Origin of the sequence: Flavobacterium silvaticum (genome assembly GCF_012911565.1) — a bacterium.
Classification (GTDB): Bacteria; Bacteroidota; Bacteroidia; order Flavobacteriales; family Flavobacteriaceae; genus Flavobacterium; species Flavobacterium silvaticum.
In genome coordinates, this window is sequence record NZ_JAAMPU010000107.1 from 340741 (window position 1) to 361191 (window position 20451).

The following is a 20451-nucleotide window of genomic DNA, read 5'->3' on the forward strand; positions in this document are numbered from 1 at the left end:
ACAAGAATTTTCTGTCGAAAAAATCTGATGGCTAGTTTTACAAAAACTAAAACACAAACCATCATGACAAAACGAATCTTGTTTTCAGTATTCCTTTTGGCCGGATTATCGGCAAGCACAAAAGCACAGACAATTCCTAAAAATGCCATCGGGCTAAGGCCTAATGCCGGAGACGGAATTGGGCTTGACGCTTCTTACCAACGCAAAGTTTTTACAAAAAACCGGCTCGAGTTTGATTTAGGTCTTCGCGAAGACGGACATTACGATGCCGTTAAATTCGCCGCCCTTTTCCATTGGGTATTCAAAATTGACAAAGGATTCAACTTTTACGCCGGCCCTGGAATTGGAGCCGGACACTGGAACGACGACCGCAATTATTACAACAACGGAAACGGGAATGATCCGCGCTGGTCAGATAACGGCGGTTACGGATTCGTTACCGGAGTAGCCGGAATCGAATATGTATTCTCAAACATACCGCTCCAATTGTCATTCGACATCCGTCCGGAAGTTCATTTTGGGGACGACCGTAAAGATTATGACAATGATTATCACGACCTGGTTCCCGATGTTGGTTTCGGCGTCCGATACACCTTCTAAAAAAAATCCCCGTCATCACGAACGGGGATTTTTTTTATTCGAATACAATCGGTTTCTTTGAATTGATTTTTACGATGGCGTACGGATTCGTAATAGCCATAGTCGCCATACCATCGGGTTTGGTTTCCTTGACTTTCACTACGATTTTGTCCGGGAATTCTTGTGCCGATTCCACTGTAATACTATATCCGCCGGTATTTTTTTCGCCCATGTTCAGTAAAACGAAATTGGCCGTCTGCACATCTGATGGCTGGACTTTGCCTTTGAGTTTTTTATCGTTGAGCAACATCTGAATTTCCTGTTCCGTAGTGAGGGTTTCATAGAACTGGAAATTCCCGCCTCCGTATTCGGATGTTGTCAGGACTTCAAACAATGGCTTTGTGCCAGTAGTCGCTTTTGGGGCAGAACAGGAAACAACTAAAATTACCGAGAACAGGCAGATGACTTTTTTCATGCTTTTACGTGTAAGGCTTCTTCGTACAACGCTTCGTAAAGCGGTAATATTTTGTCAATGTTGAATTGGGATGCGACTTCGCGTGCATTCTTGCGGAACTTCTGGTATATGGTTTCATTGCCGAGGATTTTTATCGCATTAGCGGCCATTGCATCTACATCGCCCACATCACTGAGATAACCTGAAATGCCGTCGAAATTCACTTCGGGCAAACCGCCTGAATTACTCGAAATCACCGGAATTCCCCAAACCATCGCTTCCAATGCGGCCAGACCGAAGCTTTCTGTTTCAGATGGCAGCAGGAACAAATCGGTATAACTTAAAATCTGGTCGATTTCGTTGCTGTTTCCAAAGAAGATGACTTTGTCCGAGATTCCGTATTTCTGGCAGAGTTTCTCAGCTTTCGCGCGTTCCGGCCCATCACCTACCATCATCAGTTTTGCCGGAAGCTGCTTTTGTACCTCGTTGAAAATCTTGATCACATCCGGAATCCGTTTTATTTTGCGGAAGTTACTGATGTGTGTCAGTATGCGCTCGTTTTCGTTGGCCATCACAGATCGCCTGCAACTGATGCTCGGATCTTTCATGTTCTTATCGAGCTCAATGAAATTCGGGATCACATGGATTTCCTTGCGGATATTGAAATGCCGGTACGTATCATCCTTGAGGCTTTGTGAAACCGAAGTCACGATGTCGGATTTGTTGATGCTGAATGCCACGGCCGGCTTATAGAACGGATGGCTTCCGACCAGAGTAATGTCCGTTCCGTGAAGCGTGGTCACGATCGGCACATAAATCCCTTCGTCTTTGAGCATCTGCTTGGCCATATAAGCCGCATAGGCATGAGGTATCGCGTAATGCACGTGAAGCAATTCGATGCCGTACAGTTTCACCATATCGACCAATTTGCTTGAAAGCGCCAGTTCATAAGGCTGATAATGGAATAACGGATATTCGGGTACGTTGACTTCGTGATAATGCACGTTCGGACTCAATTGCGAGAGACGAACCGGTTGGCTATAGGTAATAAAATGTATTTCGTGTCCGCGGCGGGCAAGCTCAAGACCTAGTTCGGTTGCAACAACGCCCGATCCGCCGAATGTGGGATAACAAACTATGGCTATTTTCATAGGTTAAAGGTAATGGAGAATTGGCAATTGGCAATGGATAATGTAAGAACTACGACAGGCACTACTGCGAGAAGTATTTATAAACCGTAAACAATCGCCTGGAAAAAATTTAACATTTTTTACATGAAATCTACAGCAGGAAAATTTTCAGATTTTGTAGGGTCACCATTGGCCCCTCCCCGGTTCCAAGATAGTGGTTTGCAAAATATACCCGATACATTAAAAATGTATCAAAAGTTAAATTCTCACCTTAAAAATCAGATAACGAGGAATAGTTAACAGATAAAAATAATGGTTAACGGTAATCGTTATTTTTGTTTATCAGACAACAGTCCGTACGAAAGATGCATTTGGCACGAATAAATAATACAAATAGCCACTATTTTATTTGGAAATAATCGCCTGCTCAATCACCTTCTGAATATCTTCACGGATGTTCTCTTTGGACAACGTATTCACAGTGGAATCCGGGAACGTCCTGTTTGAAAGGAAAACATAAACGATTTCAGTTTCCGGATCGGCCCAGGCCATAGTTCCGGTGAATCCGGTATGACCGAAGCTTTTCTCGGAAACACAATTACAAGTCGGGCCTGCCTGTTTCGGCAATTGCGGTTTGTCGAGCCCAATACCACGACGGTTTCCTTCTTTGCAATAATAGCAGGTATTGAAATCGTCAAAGGTTTTAGCTGAGAAAAACTGTTGCCCGCCGTAATTTCCTTTTTGCAGATAGAGCTGCATCAGTTTGGCCACATCCATCGCATCTGAAAAAATACCGGCGTGTCCGGCAACTCCACCTTCCATTGCGGCTTCCATGTCATGCACATACCCCTGTATCACCTGATGACGGAAATACGTATCGTTCTCCGTCGGCGGGATCATGGCCATATCGAACCGGTGCTGCGGATTATAAAGCGTATGCGTCATGCCGAGCGGCTTGAAGAAATTCCGGTTGCTCAGGCTGTCCAATGGAATCCCAGTCGCTTTCTGCAGATATTCCTTCATGATGATAAAAGCAAAATCACTGTATTTGTATTCCTTCTTGGGAAGCAGCTTACTGTCGGCGATCTTATGCAGGATTGTGTCGCGATAGTCATCACGCAAATACAGATTTTCCGTTACCTGAAGCGAAAATCCGGGTTCGATACCTTTTCTGTAATATTTATCAGATGGAAATCCGACAGAATCGAGCGTCGCCTTATAAAACGGTTCCCAAGCCTGAAGCCTCGCATAATGCGAAAGAAGTTCCTTTACGGTAATGTTCTTTTTATCGGTATGCCCAAAAAGCTGCGGCAACAATTCACCGAGTTTGCTGTCGAGCGTCAATTTTCCCTTATCGTATTGCTGCATCACATTCGGAAGCGTCGAAACGATTTTGGTCAACGAAGCAATGTCATAAACATCTGTATTTTTTACCGGAATAATATTGTCGTAGGTATGATAACCGAACGATTTCTGGTAAATGACCTTTCCCTTTCGGGCGACAAGAATCTGTATGCCGGGCGTCATTTTAGCGACGATAGCTTTATTCGCAATCATATCGATGTTTTCAAGTACCGATGAATTCATCCCGACATTTTCCGGTGCCGTGAAACCGAGTCGGTTCAACGTTTCCGTCGTCAATCCATCGCCCACTTTGAAGTTTGTCCCGATAGAAACCGGCAATTTCCCTTTGGCCCCGACTGACCCAAAAATAAGTTCCGCCGAAACAATCTGGGAAACTTCGCTGTTCTGATACGACACAATTACCGATTTGAACTTGGAATAATCGGTGACAGGCAACAACGCATATGGCTTGGCGAATACATCGAAAATGACCTCATGGTATTTGGTGATGCTGTCGAGTTTGGCCAGTTCGTCCGGCTTGAAATCGTGGTTCTTCCAGGCGCCGTCGGGTTTGTGATAACCTACGATGACCTTTTTGAAATCCTTGAGGCGGAATTCGATACTGTCGATACAAGGCTCTTTGATCTCGACCACATCGGCATATTTCTGGAGCGTGCTCAAAAAAGGCGTGCTGTCGTCGTCACCCAATCTGTAATAGGCGATCTTTTCTTTAGCAAGGTCACGTACAGGAATGGTTTGTTCGTCATTCTTGAGTACCGTCACTGCATTTTCATACAATTGATATTGCAACGCCCTGTTTTCGGCGGAATTGACATCGTTAAGCAATGTGGTTTTGTCTATCGGACGATACATATCCAACCCGACCTTGTATTTATAACTGAGGATTTTCTTGACCGATTGTGCCAGGCGTGTCTCTGAAATCAGCGAATCCTGATACGCCATGCAGATTTTCTCCAATGCCAAAGGAACATTTTCTGGAAAAAGCAGCACGTCGTTTCCTGCCAGAAAGGCTTCAAGGTCAATTTCGCCCGCTGTCTTGAAATTCGCCGCGCCTTTCATGTTCAGCGCATCGGTAAAGATCAGGCCGTTGAACCCGAGTTCGTTCTGGAGTGTATTCGTCACGACATTATAAGACAATGACGATGGAAAATTCGGACGCGGTTCGAGCGCCGGAACATTGAGGTGGGCCACCATGACAGAGGCAAGGCCTTCTGCAAATAATTTTTTATACGGATAGAATTCAACGTTCTCGAGTCGTTCCTTGGAAAAATCGACAGTCGGCAACGTGTAATGCGAATCGACAGATGTGTCCCCATGACCCGGAAAATGCTTTCCGGTTGCCAGGACGCCTTCGCGTTGTATGCCTTTCATCAGGGCCAACGCGCGGTCCGTTACCAAATCGCGGTCTTCGCCGAACGATCGGTTCCCGATGATTGGGTTTTTAGGATTGGTATTGATGTCCAGAACCGGCGCAAAATTGAAATGGACACCAATGCGTCTGCTTTGCTTTCCGTACAACTCACCAACTTTTTCAATCAGGTTCAGATCTTTGATGGCACCCAATGTCATATTCCACGGAAAACGCTGGACTGAATCGAGTCGCATGGCCAGGCCCCATTCGGCGTCGATGCCTATGAACAAAGGGATTGTGGATTCAGCTTGGTAACGATTCGTCAAAGTCGCCTGTCTTCCCGGCCCGCCCTGAAGGAACAAAAGCCCGCCGATCTTATAATCGCAGACCAATTTATCGATGGCATTGTAATGCACCGAATCGCGGTTGGAAAACGTATTGACCATGAACAATTGCCCGATCTTTTCCTCTAGGCTCATGTTTTTGTACAGACTATCGACCCAAACCGATTCTTTGATGCGTTCGATCTTGGTTTTGTGGAATTGCGAAAATCCTGTGCAGAAAGTCAATAACAGGAAAAGTAGGGCCGTATGTCTTATCATATTCAGAAAAATCGGCTGTGCCAGCTTTCGGTTGCGGGAACTTCCCAGAATTCGCGGTACTCGCCTACACTGTTCACCAGATTATTGAAAACGATAGTATTACCGGAAACCGCTTTTTCTTTTGCCATTTTCTTAAAATCGGCCAATGATTTATGGGCGATGAATTCTCCATTGCGGAATGTGACGTTCATTTTGTCGAGCAGGTCGACGTTATATTTTTTCTCCAGATGTTGGATGAACCGAACCGAATCATCTATCGAACAACCCGTCGCTGCCTGAGTTTCCTGATTGATACCGATAATGATGAATCGGTTATATTGGATTTCATACGACGCTTCAAGAGCCGTTCCGTGTGCAGCCCAGTTTTCAAGGAATGCTTCTATGCTTGATGCTATTTCTGCTACTTCTTCGTCAGAAAATTTCCGGTTGGACTGATAGATCCAGATTCGGCCTTCGTCGGGCAACGTATCGAATGGTACGTACATAATTAACAATTAACGATTAACAAGTAACAATGGATCTGAAAAACCAGAACCAATTGCTATTTTGGGCGGCAATCCCATACTTTAAAGCCTTTGACAATTATGATGATTGATCGCCAGAATAAAAATCAACTAAAGACCGGTAGCTTTTACAAGAAGTTCGGCGACGTCAAGTACTTTTACATCGGCTTCTTTTTCTTTGGCTTTAACGCCATCGGTCAGCATCGTATTGCAAAACGGACAAGCTGCTGCAATTATTTGAGATCCGGTCGAAATGGCTTCTTCGGACCTTTCGATGTTGATTTCCTTATTTCCGGGTTCGGCATCTTTGAACATCTGGGCGCCACCGGCTCCGCAACACAGTCCGTTTTTGCGCGAACGTTTCATCTCGACCAGATCGGCATCGAGTTTTGTCAGCAAATCACGTGGAGCCTCATAAATAGTATTTGCACGTCCCAGATAGCACGGATCGTGGAAGGTGATTTTCTTTCCGTTGAACGAACCGCCTTCGACCGACAATCTTCCTTCGTCGAGCAGTGTCTTGAGGAACTGCGTATGGTGCATGACTTCATAATTTCCGCCAAGCCCCGGATATTCGTTCTTTAAGGTATTGAAGCAATGCGGGCAGGCCGTCACGATACGTTTTACCTCATAGGCATTGAGTATTTCGATGTTCATGAGCGCCTGCATCTGGAACAGGAATTCGTTTCCGGCTCTTTTCGCGGGATCGCCCGTACAGCTTTCTTCGGCACCGAGTACGGCAAATGAGACTCCTGCTTTGTTGAGCAGTTTCACAAAGGCTTTCGTAATGCGTTTGGCGCGGTCATCATAGCTTCCGGAACAACCAACCCAGAAGAGTACTTCGGGCTGTTTTCCTTCGGCGAGCATTTCGGCCATTGTCGGAACTTGATCTTCTGACATACTTTTATTTTTTAGGCGTTCCGCCTGATTTTTGACACAAAGACACTAACTCAAAGAATATTTTTTTAAGGCGCTAAGAAAACTTCGCTTTGAAAGTTAATGTCGGAAATTCTTTTTGCTTTTTCCACGAAGACGTGAAGGCATGAAGAATTTCAGAACATTTATTATTCGTGCTTTCCGTCGTCGAAAACCTGTATCGTGACTTCTTTCTCAATCAGGTCTGTGAACTTTCCGCGGTAACGTGTCGCTTTTACCAAATGATTGTCGATCCAGTGATAGTTGCCACCTCTCGGTTTCCCGAAAAGGATTCCGTGGTATTTGAAACCGTGCTTCTTGAGCCAGTATTCCGTGATTTCGCGGTGCGCTTCTGTCCTTGAAGTAAAAAAGAAGATTACGTGGCCTTCATCATACCATTTGTTCAGCGTTACAAGCGCATCCGGATAAAGCTCTGCAGTTCCCATGCGCTCCGGCTCTTCATTCGGGATATCGTCGCATATTGTACCGTCAATATCAATCAGGTAATTCTTGATATCGGCTGGCAAAACCGGGCTTATGTGTTTTCCGTTTTCAGTTGCCGGTTGCAAATTGTCTTCGATCTCTTCTGTTTTCATGTCTGATTTGTTTTTAATGGGTCAGGTTAAAAACACCCTTAAGCTCACATTATAAGAGAATTTTTTATTCTTTATTTTTATTATTTATCGACTGGAATCAGTTTTCATTTTTCCAGTTCAGGCGATCCTGTTGGTTATAAGGCCACGGAGCCGCGTTGTTTTCTATATTCGACATCATGGCGTTCAGCGATTGTGGCGCTGCACTTTGTTCCATGACCAGGAATCGTCTCATATCCATAATGATGGAAAGCGGATCGATATTCACCGGACATTCCTCAACACAGGCATTGCAACTCGTACAGGCCCATAATTCTTCAGGCGTGATGTAATCGTTCAATAATGATTTATTGTCAGGGACGAATTCGCCTTTATTCGCATCTATATTTTTGCCGACTTCTTCCAGGCGATCACGTGTATCCATCATAATCTTACGCGGTGATAGCTTCTTTCCGGTAATATTGGCCGGACAGGACGAAGTACAACGGCCACATTCGGTACACGTATACGCATTAAGCAATTGCACCCAATTCAAGTCCTGTACATCGCTCGCACCGAACTTTTCCGGTACGGCATCGGCAGGAGCGGCTGCAAAAGGATCTGCGTTCGGATCCATCATTAATTTGACTTCTTTCGTGACAGAATCCAGGTTATTGAATTTCCCTTTCGGTTCCAGGTTAGCAAAATACGTATTCGGGAATGCCAATAAAATATGAAGGTGTTTTGAAAAATACAGATAGTTGAGGAATACAAGGATTCCGGTGATGTGAAGCCACCAGAACGTTCGCTCCAAAACCACGACGGTCGCTACAGGAACGCCGTTGAAAATCGGGGAAACCAAACTTCCTATCGGTGAAGCAAAATCGGTCTGGTAATGTGAAACGCCCATTTGGTTGAGCCAGACATCGGCCGCATTCATGAGCAGGAAAAGCGACATGAGCACCACTTCAAAATACAGGATGTAATTCGCGTCGCGCTTGGGCCAACCTTTTAAATCTGATTGGATAAAGCGTTTGATTTTGATGATGTTGCGTCGGACCAGGAATGTAATTACAGATAAGAGAACCAACAAGGCCAGTATCTCGAACGACCCGATCAGGAAACCGTAAAATCCGCCTAAAAACGAAAATACGCGATGCGTACCGAAAAGGCCATCGATGATGATTTCAAGTACTTCGATGTTGATGATGACAAATCCGAGATACACAAAAATATGAAGGATTCCCGCAACCGGACGGCGCACCATTTTGGACTGGCCAAGAGCTATAAGGGCCATGTTACGCCAGCGTTCGTTTGATCTGTCGGAACGATTCACATCGCGCCCCAACAGGATATTGCGTCTGAGTTTCCGGACGTTCATCCAGAAATAACCAACGCCAATGCCCAGAATAATCGCGAAAAAAATGCGGAGTACGTATTCCATCGGGAGAACTTATTTTGAAACTTTCACGCTGTCTGCCGCCGGAGCGACATAAGGCTTGTTCTTTTTGCCAAAAAGGGAAACGTTGACATATCGCGTCGGATTCAATCGCACGTCCTGCAAAAGCAATTCGAGTTCTTTTGAAGTCCTTGCCAGATTGTCGTACAATTTATCGTCTTTCATCAGTTTGCCTACTGTCCCGTTTCCGGAATTGATCTGAGCCATCAACGCATCTACCTTAGCCAGTGTAGCCTTTAGACTTTCCACGGCCTGATCTACATTCGCTTTTTCAAGTGACGTTGAAATCTTGCTGAAATCCTGGGAAACCTTGTCGAAATTGGTCAGTACGTTATCGATTTTCCCTTTGTTGTTGTCGAGGATTCCGTTTAGTGAATTGGCCGCTCCGTGGAATTGGGTCATCGTTTTATCCAATTCAGCAATCGTATGTTTTAAATTATCCTGGGTTTCCTTGTTGAGGATGTTGTTGACACTTAAAATAGTCTTGTTCAACTCTGCCAGCACTACATCAAGCTTTTGTTGCAGCGGTTCAAGCTTCTCACCTACCAAAGCCGTAAGTCCGGGAACATTTGTTCCTTTCAGTTTTTCGCCAGATTCCGCCATGTTTGAATCCTTGAGATTCGGGATAATCTGGATTTGTTTTCCGCCGATTAATCCGGGTTCGTAGATATTGACCTCACTCGATTTTGAAATAGGGAAATCTTTGTTGGTCACTTCAAGTTCCACAAGCAATTTTCCGTTTTCTGGATTCAGCGTAATTTTCCTGATTTTACCAACTACCAATCCGTTTATGGTTACAGGCGCCGATGGCAATAATCCTTCAACGTTGTCATATTCCGCATAAAAAACGCGGGAGCTGCTGAGTATATCGGAACCTTTTAAAAAACTATAACCCCAAATGAATAAAAGGATTGAAGCTATGACTAATATGGCAGTTTTTATTTCGCGGGTAACTTTCAAAGTGGTGTGTTTTGAGCATTTGAGCAAAAGTAAGATAATTATCCCAAATGCGCCGCCTTATTTAAGCGCCTCGTTGAGTGGAATCTTCTGCCCATTGCGGAATGCGACAATGTAAGCCGATGTAAACCCTTTTGCCTTAGCTTCTGCCAAACGGTCTTTAGCGCTGCCGTAGTCTGACGTTTCACCATAAAAATACTTATATAGTTTTCCGCCATCATTGCTCATGCTGACGCCACCAAGTCCGTTGAAATTACTTGGCGTCAAAGGCAAATTGCGTCCGCTTGCCGAAATCTGGACTTTAAAAATGATGGTGCCGGAAGCTGATGCAGGCTCGACCGTTTCTGCCGGAACAACTGTTTTTGGAGTTACCGATTGGGATGTTTCGGCGACAGGTTTTTCTACTGGTTTTTCCACAACCACAGAAGTCGTAGGTGTTGGCGTCGGTTGTGGCTCACGGGCCGAATCAGGTATTCGTTCCGATGGCTTTTCACCTACAGGCGCCACATTTCCATTTCCATAATATTCTTTTTTGTAGCTGACGATGGCTTTGGCAATAGATTTTGCAATTTCATCCTGGCCTTCTTCCGAATCAAGGTACGATCCGTCTTTAAGATTCGAAATAAAACCCATTTCAATCAGCACACGTGGCATGTAAGCTTTATGCAAAACCATATACGGAGCCTGTTTCACCCCACGGCTTTTCTTGTTCAGATCCTGGACAAAAATATCCTGTATCTTGCTCGCCAGCGTGATGCTGTTGTCGAGGAATTCTTCCTGCATCAGTTCCATCCCGATCATGGTTTCGGGCGAATTCGGATCAAAACCTTCGTACTTTTCCTTGTAGTCCTTTTCGAGAGTGATGACCGAGTTTTCTCGCTTTGCAGCTTCAAGGTTCGAGGCATTCTTGGTCATACCCATTACGTAGGTCTCGGTTCCTTCGGCGGCAGCATTTTTATTGGCGTTGCAATGGATCGATACGAATATGTTGGCATCGGCGCGGTTGGCAATATTGGCGCGTTCTACCAATTCAATGAAAACATCAGTCTGACGTGTATAAATTACCTGAAATCCGGAAGTTGACTCCAATATCTTTCCTACTTTTTGGGCAACTGCAAGTGAAATGTTTTTTTCGATATGACCGTTGTATGTCGCCCCGAAATCTTTTCCGCCATGACCAGCATCAAGCGCGACTTTAAACTTGCCCGATTGTGCCGAAGCAGAAAAACAGATTGCCAAAAAAAGTAGGTATATTGGATATTTCAATAGGTTCAAAAGACGATGCGGATTCGTTTTTAATGGAAGATATGTGGCGAAGTCCATTACTGAGTTTTTTGACAGATTAATTACAGATTTCGATTGATGCGAAGGGCAAAAATAATTAACAATTAATGATTAACAATGAGTAATTGACACGGAAAATGCGACAAGAATCCGAACTACATGAATAGCAGGAAACTAAATAATTCGCTATATTCCGAAAACGGATAACAGGTGTTTAAATTGCAATCGGCAAAAAGAAACTTATATCACTGAGGAACAGCCTCGTCCATACTGATGTTTTTGCCATTGCGGAATGCCACGACAAAGGCTGACGGATATTTCGACTTTACTTCTTCGCACTGTCGACGTATGGTGTCGATGTCCGAAGTCTTTCCGTAATAATACCTGTAATTTTTACCTTCCGTAGTCATGCTGACACCTTTAAGGCCTTTGAAATTCTTGGGCTGGAGCGGTAACTTACGGCTGCTTGAAGAAATCTGGACTTTGAAAACCACACCATTGACTACAGGAGCCGATTTCGATTCGGATACCGTATCTTTTGGCTCTGGTTTTACAGCAATCGTTTTGGTATCTGAATCCGGGATACGCTGGGAAGGCTTGATTTCCGGTTCGTCCTGTGATCCGCCGAAATATTCTTTTTTGTAACTGATGATTGCATTCGCGATTGCCTGTGCGATTTCTTTTTGCCCGCTTTCCGAATCAAGATACGATCCGTCGTTCGGGTTCGAAATAAACCCCATTTCAATAAGAACGCGTGGCATATAGGCTTTATGAAGCACCATATACGGCGCCTGTTTCACACCACGGCTTTTTTTATCGAGCTTGTTCACAAAAATATCCTGGATATTGTCGGCGAGGGCAATGCTGTTCTTCATGTATTCTTCTGCCATGATGTCGATTCCAATCATGGTTTCGGGTGAATTCGGGTCAAAACCTTCGTATTTCTGCTTGTAATCCTTCTCTAACGTTACCACAGAGTTCTCACGTTTTGCCGCTTCAAGGTTCGATTTGTTTTTGGTCATACCCATCACATACGTCTCGGTTCCTTCTGCCGCGCTGTTCTTGTTCGCATTGCAATGGATTGATACAAAAATGTTCGAATTGGCGCGGTTGGCAATATTGGCACGTTCGACCAATTCTATGAATACATCTGTTTTTCTGGTATAGATGACTTTGATTCCAGATGTATTTTCCAGAATCCGCCCCACTTCACGTACAACGGCAAGTGATATCTCCTTTTCGACATGGCCGTTGTAATTAGCTCCCGTGTCTTTGCCGCCGTGCCCTGCATCAAGCGTTACTTTGAATATATTCGACTGGCCCACAGATGCATTGAAGTAAAACATCATAGAACCTATAAATACTGCTTTTGCAAAGCCGGTAACTCCCATAAACCTAAACGTTAATTTTAATGGAATACAAAATCGCAATCTCATTATTTAATTATTTTTGACGGAAAATTATCTGTAAGTTTGGCCCGTAAAACCAAGCATTTCCTCATAAATCCGTACAAAATTAGCACATAAGATTTGCGACCAAACATAGTTCATATCGTTTTATCAGCAATCTTGCTAACACTTTTCGCTTCGAGTTCCTACGGTCAGGAAATCCCGCCTAAAAAAACCAGTATTTCTCCGGTAATTCCTTCTGATACTACCGTGGTAAAGGTTCCTGAAGTTGACAACATCCCGGATTCCACCCAAATCGAAGTGGCAAAAGTCCAGGATACGACAAAGCCGAAAAAAGGGGCCATTCTGAGCCAGATCAAACGCAAGGCAAAAGATTACGAACGCATCGACCAAAAGACCAAACAGATTACATTATACAATGAAGCCGAACTGTATTACGAAGACATAGAGCTAAAATCCGGCATCATAGTCATGGATTATGAAAAGCAGGAAATCTATGCCGGCCGTATCAAAGACAGCACAGGTGCGTACACCCAGTTTCCGGTTTTCAAGCAAGGCAGCAATGTCGTGGAGCCAGATTCCATAAGATTCAATTACAAGACAAAAAAAGCACTCGTCTGGAATTCAAGGACCGAGCAGATGGATTTTCGGATAAAGGCCGACATCACCAAACGAGAGAACGATTCCGTCTACTACATGAAAGGGGCACGTTTCACCACTTCCAAAGACATCGATGATCCCGAGTACTATTTTGTGACGAACAAAGTCAAATTCGTTCCCGGCCAGAAGGTCGTCGTCGGTTTTACGAACATGGTCATCGCCGATGTACCAACGCCAATCATTTTGCCTTTTGCTTTTTTCCCGATGACCGATAAAGCCCAGTCGGGTTTGTTATTGCCATCTTACGGAGAGAACAACCAGCGTGGCTTCTTTTTACAGAACCTTGGCTATTATCTGGCGCTTTCTGACAATTACGACTTAGCCGTTCTTGGGGATTATTACACAAACGGAAGTTATGCACTCCGTGGTGAATCACGTTATGCCTACAGGTATCGGTTTTCTGGAAACATTAACGTCCGATATGAAAACCTGATTACAAGTGAACGCGGATTGCCTGATTATGCACGGCAGAATATCTATAACATCCAGTGGTCGCATACCCAGGATTCAAAAGCGAGTTCAGGGTCACGTTTTTCGGCATCGGTCAACATGGGAAGCAGCAAATACTTCCGCCAGTCGATAAACCAGGTCAATGTTGGATCAACCATGAACAACAACCTGAGTTCTTCCATTTCCTATTCGAAATCCTTTGCCACTATTCCTGCCGTGAATATGTCACTTACGGCCACGCATTCGCAAAACACGAATACCGAGGAAATCAACATGACCTTACCGACGCTTCAGGCCAGTGTTGACCGTATCTTCCCTTTTGCACCCGGCGATGGACCTAAGAAAGGATTTATCAAGAACCTGAATTTCCAGTACTCGCTTCGGGGTGAAAACCGTATAAAAACCTATGATTCGTTGTTTTTCAAGCCGCAGATGTTTAAAGACGCACAAATCGGTTTGCAACACAGCATTCCAATCGCCACCAATTTTAAATTATTCAAATATTTCAGCGCTTCCACAACGGCCAATTACAACGAAGTCTGGTACATGAAAACAATCCGTAAGGATTATGACGCTACTACCAGGAAAGATACAACTACAACTGTAAATGGTTTCGATGCTTACCGGACTTACAATTTCGGAGCGAGTATCGGAACAACTATTTACGGTACGTTCAACTTTGGTTCCGACAAGAAAATACAGGCCATACGCCACGTTATGCGTCCTTCGGTTTCATACACCTATACGCCAAGCTTCGACCAGTATTATGAAAATTACACTTCTTACGCCACTGCAGAAGCCGTCGTAAAAGAATATTCCAGATTCGAAGGCGGAATTTTCGGATCGCCCGGAAAGAACCTGTCGAACAACATCGGGTTTTCCCTGAGTAACACATTCGAAGCCAAGGTGACTGAAAAAGACACCACGATAACCGAACCGCGTAAAGTCATGTTGCTCAACAACCTGAACCTTTCTACCGGATACAATGTTGCAGCAGATTCACTCGCCTGGTCGCCTTTGCGTATCAGCGGCGGGACACAGTTGTTCAAAAACAAGATGAATATCAACTTTGGCGCGACGCTGAACCCGTATGCCATAGACAATCAAGGGCGTGTTATTGACAAATTCAACATCGACAACGGCGGATCGCTTTTCCGCATGACCAATGCCAACCTCACATTGGGTTATTCGCTTGCAAGCAGTGATACCAAAAGCGGCAACAAGAAAACAGGTGATTCGCAGGGGGAACGCAATGGCGGCCGGGACGACGATTTGTTCGGGCGCAACGTAGATCCTTCTTCCAGAAATGATCAATCTGACGATGAGGAAAAAGATCCCATAAGCGAATTTTTCAAACTCGACATCCCATGGGACATGACCCTTGCCTACTCTTTTAATTATTCGAATACGGCGCGTGAAAACCGTATATCAGGTAACTCGTTAATGGTTTCGGTCAACAGCGACATTACTCCAATGTGGAAAGTAGGTGTCTCAACCGGTTATGATTTTGTCCAGAAAGGGGTCACATTCACCCAATTGCGTTTTGACAGGGATTTGAAAAGCTGGAAACTGAATTTCAGCTGGGTGCCTTTCGGAACCAATTCTTACTGGAGTTTCTTTATCGGAATCAAAGCCAGCGTGCTTCAGGATGTCAAGTATGACAAGAGAAGCGTGCCTGACCGTATCATACAATAACTACCCTAAAAGCTATGAGCAAATCACAACACTGGTCCAGACGTAAATTCGTATACACACTGTCAGGAGCCGGGGCATTGGTATTGGTCAATCCCGAATTTCTCTGGGCAGAGAATCAAATTGATCCGGGAATTGCGAAAATCGTATCCGAAACATTTGGCATCGATACCCATAACCATATCGATGTTCCCTTTGATAAATCGGCTGTCGCTCCAAAATTAGATTTGGCAGGTGATATGAAAAAATCAGGACTTTCCGCTATATGCATGACATTCGCCGTTGATCGTCCCGAACTAAAAAATCCGGGTGAAGCTTACGACAGATTCCTCAACGGATTGACCGCAATGGACGCGATTCTTGAAGCCAACGGCATAAAACGTTCGCTCAATCTGGGCGACATTCAAAAAGCCCATAAAAACAACCAATCTACCGTCATCCAATCTGTAGAAGGCGGCCATTTTCTCGAAGGTAAAATCGACAGGCTGGAGGTAGCTTATAATCGTGGCTTACGCCATTTGGGGTTGCTTCACGACAATGATGCTTCGGTGCCTTTGGGCGATGTGTTTACGAATCCGCCTCAATTTGGCGGGTTGACTTCTTTTGGGGCAGATGCAATCCGCGAAGCCGAACGGTTGGGAATACTTATAGATCTTTCCCATGCCGACAACAATACGGTCAACGGAGCTTTGAAAGTAGCGACGCGTCCGGTTTTGGTTTCACATACCGGTTTGGATACAAGATTGGGTTCCGATGAAAAGTTTGCCAAAATGATGCGACCGCGTCTCATAAGTGCCGAGCAAGCCAAAATTGTCGCTGATGCCGGCGGTGTCATTGGCGTATGGACTCATCTCGCCGATTCCGCAACTGCTTATGCCGAAAACATAAAAGCCATGGTCGATGTGGTCGGAATCGATCATGTGGCAATCGGAACCGATACAAAATTGAGTACTGCCGATACCAATCCCAGACCGGGACAATCGACAAACCAAGCCTTCAAAGACCAAAAGACCGGCTTCTATTATGCAGTGGTCGAAGCACTTTTAGGAGCTGGTTTCAATGAAGCTGAAATTGGTAAAATTGGCGGCGGGAATTTCCTGCGGATATTCGACACTGCCACAAAAAACAAACACTAACAACTTTTATATAGTTATGAGCAAGCACATTATTTTTACAGATAAAGCACCCGCGCCAATAGGCCCATACAGTCAGGCCGTGCGTTTTGGGAACACGGTTTACACGTCGGGCCAGATTGCAATCGATCCGGCGACAGGAAATATCGTAACCGACAATATCGCGAATGAAACCGTCCAGGTCATGGAAAACCTCAAAGTGGTTTTAGCCGCGGAAAATCTTGATTTCCGGAATGTGGTAAAGACTACGATTTTCCTAATGGATATGGCCGATTTTGGAGAAGTTAACCGCATTTACGGAAGCTACCTCGACGAAGCGACTGCTCCGGCACGCGAAACAGTCCAGGTTGCCGGATTGCCGAAGGGCGTTCGGGTTGAGATTTCGATGATTGCGATGGGGTAAAAGTTAGGGAGTTCGGGAGTTCAAAAGATCGGAAGAGTCGGCAAAGTCGGTAAAGATCGGAATACGAGAAGAAATTCAAATGAAAAAAGCACCCAATCATTGAGTGCTTTTTTTTGTTTCAATTGCTGAACTAAGTCTTCCGATCTTCCGAACTTCAAACTCCCGAACTTCCTTTAATTATTGACCGAATGATATGCAATCAGTCCATCAATCGGACGACGTAAAACGTTGCCCAGTTTTATCTTGTGCTTCGACAATACCTCTTTGAGTTCATCACGCAGATAAAAAGCGATGGAACCAATGAAATGTACCGGAGCCGTTTTGTGTTCTTCGTATTGTTTGATATATAAATCCACGAAGTCCTCCATGGCGTTATGGATCAGCTTCTTGCAAAACTCATTATCCTTGTGTTGGATCAGGAATTTGGCGAATGTAGCGAGGTAAGCATTCGGATTCGGTTCTTTGTACAAATTGTGCTTGATGACATCTGCCTCCAGATCATGTGCTTTTTCAAACTCAGCCGCCAGATCCTTTGGCATCTTGTTGAAATAGTACGAACGGATCAGTTCACGTCCGAAACGGTTCCCGCTGCAATCGTCCATGGCGATATAACCTAACGATTGTACCTTTTGATGCAATTCTTTTCCATCAAAATAACTGCAGTTCGAGCCTGTTCCCAGAATACAGACAATGGCCGATTCATTTCTGGGGGTCGTTGCATAAACAGCGGCATAAGTATCTTCATTGACCGAAATCACGGCATTCGGAAAATACTCTTTAAAGATTGCCGACAGGAAATTACGCATACGTTCCGTACCGCAACCCGCTCCGTAAAAATACAGGTGGGTCACGCTTTTGCGATTGTGCGAAATATCGAATCGGTCGTTGAGGCGGTTGAGCACCTCGTCTTTGCCGAGTACCTCAGGGTTTACGCCCAGGGATTGTGTGGTGAACAGCACCTTGCCGGAATCGTCGATTGCGATCCAGTCGGCTTTGGTGGAACCACTGTCTACTAATAATTTCATTGGGTTTGGGTGAGTTAGTTCAACCAAGATGAAAGTCGAAAGACGAATGACTAACGACTGTATCTTGATAAATTGACACTTTCGGATTAGTTGAAACGAAAGTGACGATTGGATTTTTCTGGTTGGTAGTAAGAACGTAATCTAAAAAATGAAACCTGAAATCAGAATGCGCCTTTGACAAGGATTTTGTCCTTCATCATTCATCTTTTCGTCTTTCATCAAAAAAAAATCCCGCCTGTCGCGCAAACAAGCGGGATTCAAAAAATTTATTTCAAACCAGCAGTGTGAACTGCAAGGTCAATCAGTTTGCTTGAGTAGCCATACTCATTATCGTACCAGGAAACCAATTTGAAGAACGTTGAGTTCAATCCGATTCCGGCTTTGGCATCAACGATCGATGTACGTGAATCACCAACAAAATCCTGTGAAACCACATCTTCATCGGTAAAACCAAGGATACCTTTGTAATCTGTTTCGGAAGACTTTTTCAAAACGGCCATGATTTCTTCATAAGTCGTTTCTTTTTCAAGCCTTACGGTCAAATCTACCGCAGAAACATCGATGGTCGGAACGCGGAAAGACATACCTGTCAGTTTTCCATTAAGCGAAGGAATTACTTTTCCAACCGCTTTTGCAGCTCCTGTAGAAGATGGGATGATGTTGACACTGGCCGCACGTCCACCTCTCCAGTCTTTTCTGGAAGGCCCGTCAGCTACCATTTGTGTTGATGTGGAAGCGTGGACAGTTGTCATCAATCCTTCTACGATACCAAAATTATCGTTGATTACTTTAGCCAATGGAGCAAGGCAGTTTGTTGTACAAGATGCGTTTGAAATTACGGTATCTGTCGCTTTTACTTCGGTATGGTTGACGCCCATAACAAACATTGGAGCATCGGCTGAAGGAGCAGAAATGATTACTTTTTTCGCACCACCTTTAATATGAGCCTGAGCCGATTCAACTGTGGTAAAAATTCCGGTACATTCGGCCACTACGTCAACCCCTACTTCATCCCATTTAAGGGTTGCAGGATCTTTCTCGGCAGTGGTACGGATGTGTTTTCCGTTGACGATCAGTTTCCCATCGACAACTTCAACAGTACCGTTGAAACGTCCATGTACTGAATCGTATTTTAAAAGGTAAGCCAGGTGATCGACTTCAAGAAGGTCATTGATGGCAACGACTTCTACGTTGTCACGGTTAAACGTTTCGCGGAATACGATACGTCCGATGCGTCCGAAACCATTTATTCCTAATTTGACTTTTGACATTTTATTTTGATTTTTATGAGGTTTATTTTAATTAACAATGAATAATTAATAATTAACAATTAAAATGGGGAACGGCGTAATCGAAAATGGTATCCATTGTTAATTATTAACTGTTAATTATTAATTTAAATCGACATGATCTCCGACACCCTCAACAACTCCCGGTCAATCTCCGAATGACCTTTGATGGCCTGCTCGAGTGGCGTCAATGTAATCTTATCTCCAAGGATACCGACCATAAAATTCGATTTTCCTTCTAACAATGTTTCAACTGCCCTTACGCCCAAACGACTCGCCAGCACACGGTCAAAACAAGACGGCGCGCCTCCGCGTTGCATATGGCCCAGGACGGAAACACGTACATCATATTCGGGCAGATTACTTTCTACGTAATCTTTAAGCTCGAAAACATTCTTGCCTATCTTATCACCTTCGGCAATCACGACGATACTTGACGATTTTCCCGATAGTTTGCTTTTCTTAAGTGAATCGAGAAGTCTCTCCAATCCAAGATCTGACTCAGGAATCAGAATTTCCTCTGCTCCTGCTCCAATTCCGGCGTTCAATGCAATATGACCGGCATCACGCCCCATGACTTCTACAAAAAACAAGCGGTTGTGGGAAGAAGCCGTATCGCGGATTTTGTCGATGACATCGATAACCGTATTAAGAGCCGTGTCGTATCCGAGCGTAAAACTTGTTCCGAAAATATCGTTGTCTATGGTTCCCGGAATACCTATTACAGGAATGTCGAATTCAGAGTTGAATACTTCTGCTCCGGTAAAACTTCCGTCACCGCCGATTACGACCAGGGAGTCGATTTCTGCTTTTTTGATATTATCGAAAGCTTTCTTACGGCCTTCCGGTGTCATGAATTCTCTGGAGCGGGCAGATTTGAGGATGGTTCCGCCTTTATTGACAATATTGTTTACACTACGAGGTCCCATTTCCTTGAAATCTCCCTCGATCATGCCTTGGTAACCGCGGTAAATCCCGACACAACCAATGTTGTGATAAGCACAGGTCCGAACCACGGATCGAATGGCGGCGTTCATTCCGGGAGCGTCACCTCCGCTGGTTAGCACACCAATCTTTTTTATTGTTTTTGACATTTATTTTACTATTAAAATGTAAATTTAGCAAAGATGCTTGGTATTTTTTACCCTAAAATTACCGGTTTAGTAGAATTTATGATTTTCAAACGTTTTCGTTGATAAGTTTTGTTTTTGGTTTTGTT

The 20451-nt window shown here is 44.4% G+C and carries 17 protein-coding genes; 4 read left to right on the top strand and 13 right to left on the bottom strand.

The window, feature by feature from the left end; all coding sequences use genetic code 11:
• Positions 1–63 precede the first annotated feature (63 nt).
• On the top strand, positions 64–600 hold the full coding sequence (locus tag G6047_RS13355; protein ID WP_169528125.1) for a hypothetical protein: 537 nt from the start codon (positions 64–66) through the stop codon (positions 598–600).
• A gap of 34 nt (positions 601–634) precedes the next feature.
• Here G6047_RS13355 and G6047_RS13360 read toward each other — a convergent pair whose 3' ends face one another.
• The 10 genes from G6047_RS13360 to G6047_RS13405 form a co-directional block, all read right to left on the bottom strand.
• Positions 635–1054 (bottom strand): protease complex subunit PrcB family protein, encoded by a 420-nt coding sequence (locus G6047_RS13360; RefSeq protein ID WP_169528126.1) that lies wholly within the window; start codon positions 1052–1054, stop codon positions 635–637.
• Positions 1051–2184 (bottom strand): N-acetyl-alpha-D-glucosaminyl L-malate synthase BshA, encoded by a 1134-nt coding sequence (bshA, locus tag G6047_RS13365; protein WP_169528127.1) that lies wholly within the window; start codon positions 2182–2184, stop codon positions 1051–1053. Before bshA ends, G6047_RS13360 begins: the two co-directional genes overlap by 4 nt.
• 384 nt (positions 2185–2568) lie before the next feature.
• Positions 2569–5481 (bottom strand): glycoside hydrolase family 3 N-terminal domain-containing protein, encoded by a 2913-nt coding sequence (locus tag G6047_RS13370; RefSeq protein WP_169528128.1) that lies wholly within the window; start codon positions 5479–5481, stop codon positions 2569–2571.
• Positions 5482–5483: 2 nt separating this feature from the next.
• Positions 5484–5966, bottom strand: coding sequence for an ABC transporter ATPase (locus tag G6047_RS13375; protein WP_169528129.1), 483 nt, complete (start codon positions 5964–5966; stop codon positions 5484–5486).
• Positions 5967–6095: 129 nt separating this feature from the next.
• Positions 6096–6884: a (Fe-S)-binding protein gene (locus tag G6047_RS13380; protein ID WP_169528130.1), complete on the bottom strand. Its 789-nt coding sequence runs from the start codon at positions 6882–6884 to the stop codon at positions 6096–6098.
• Positions 6885–7048: 164 nt separating this feature from the next.
• Positions 7049–7495, bottom strand: a complete 447-nt coding sequence (locus tag G6047_RS13385; RefSeq protein ID WP_169528131.1) for an LNS2 domain-containing protein — start codon at positions 7493–7495, stop codon at positions 7049–7051.
• A gap of 97 nt (positions 7496–7592) precedes the next feature.
• The gene (locus G6047_RS13390; RefSeq protein WP_169528132.1) at positions 7593–8915 is read right to left on the bottom strand and encodes a (Fe-S)-binding protein; all 1323 of its coding nucleotides are present in this window, start codon (positions 8913–8915) and stop codon (positions 7593–7595) included.
• Positions 8916–8924: 9 nt separating this feature from the next.
• Positions 8925–9890, bottom strand: a complete 966-nt coding sequence (locus tag G6047_RS13395; RefSeq protein ID WP_169528133.1) for an MlaD family protein — start codon at positions 9888–9890, stop codon at positions 8925–8927.
• Between the two features lie 57 nt (positions 9891–9947).
• Entirely contained in the window at positions 9948–11210 is a 1263-nt protein-coding gene (locus G6047_RS13400; protein WP_169528134.1) for an N-acetylmuramoyl-L-alanine amidase family protein, read from the bottom strand.
• A gap of 206 nt (positions 11211–11416) precedes the next feature.
• A complete protein-coding gene (locus tag G6047_RS13405; protein ID WP_211165444.1) occupies positions 11417–12562 on the bottom strand; it encodes an N-acetylmuramoyl-L-alanine amidase family protein in 1146 nt (381 codons plus the stop codon).
• A 177-nt stretch (positions 12563–12739) separates the two neighbouring features.
• On the opposite strand from G6047_RS13405, the gene G6047_RS13410 reads away from it, so the two are divergent.
• From G6047_RS13410 to G6047_RS13420, 3 genes are read left to right on the top strand one after another with little or no spacing between them, the layout of a single operon-like run.
• Entirely contained in the window at positions 12740–15385 is a 2646-nt protein-coding gene (locus G6047_RS13410; protein ID WP_235946546.1) for a putative LPS assembly protein LptD, read from the top strand.
• A gap of 14 nt (positions 15386–15399) precedes the next feature.
• The gene (locus G6047_RS13415; RefSeq protein WP_169528136.1) at positions 15400–16518 is read left to right on the top strand and encodes a dipeptidase; all 1119 of its coding nucleotides are present in this window, start codon (positions 15400–15402) and stop codon (positions 16516–16518) included.
• Between the two features lie 16 nt (positions 16519–16534).
• Positions 16535–16918: a RidA family protein gene (locus G6047_RS13420; protein WP_169528137.1), complete on the top strand. Its 384-nt coding sequence runs from the start codon at positions 16535–16537 to the stop codon at positions 16916–16918.
• A 173-nt stretch (positions 16919–17091) separates the two neighbouring features.
• On the opposite strand, the gene G6047_RS13425 is transcribed toward G6047_RS13420, so the two are convergent.
• The 3 genes from G6047_RS13425 to pfkA all read right to left on the bottom strand — a co-directional run bounded on the left by G6047_RS13425 (position 17092) and on the right by pfkA (position 20326).
• Positions 17092–17943 (bottom strand): BadF/BadG/BcrA/BcrD ATPase family protein, encoded by an 852-nt coding sequence (locus tag G6047_RS13425; protein WP_169528138.1) that lies wholly within the window; start codon positions 17941–17943, stop codon positions 17092–17094.
• A 266-nt stretch (positions 17944–18209) separates the two neighbouring features.
• Positions 18210–19214: a type I glyceraldehyde-3-phosphate dehydrogenase gene (gene gap, locus G6047_RS13430; RefSeq protein WP_169528139.1), complete on the bottom strand. Its 1005-nt coding sequence runs from the start codon at positions 19212–19214 to the stop codon at positions 18210–18212.
• A 125-nt stretch (positions 19215–19339) separates the two neighbouring features.
• A complete protein-coding gene (gene pfkA, locus G6047_RS13435) occupies positions 19340–20326 on the bottom strand; it encodes a 6-phosphofructokinase (protein ID WP_169528140.1) in 987 nt (328 codons plus the stop codon).
• Positions 20327–20451 lie beyond the last annotated feature (125 nt).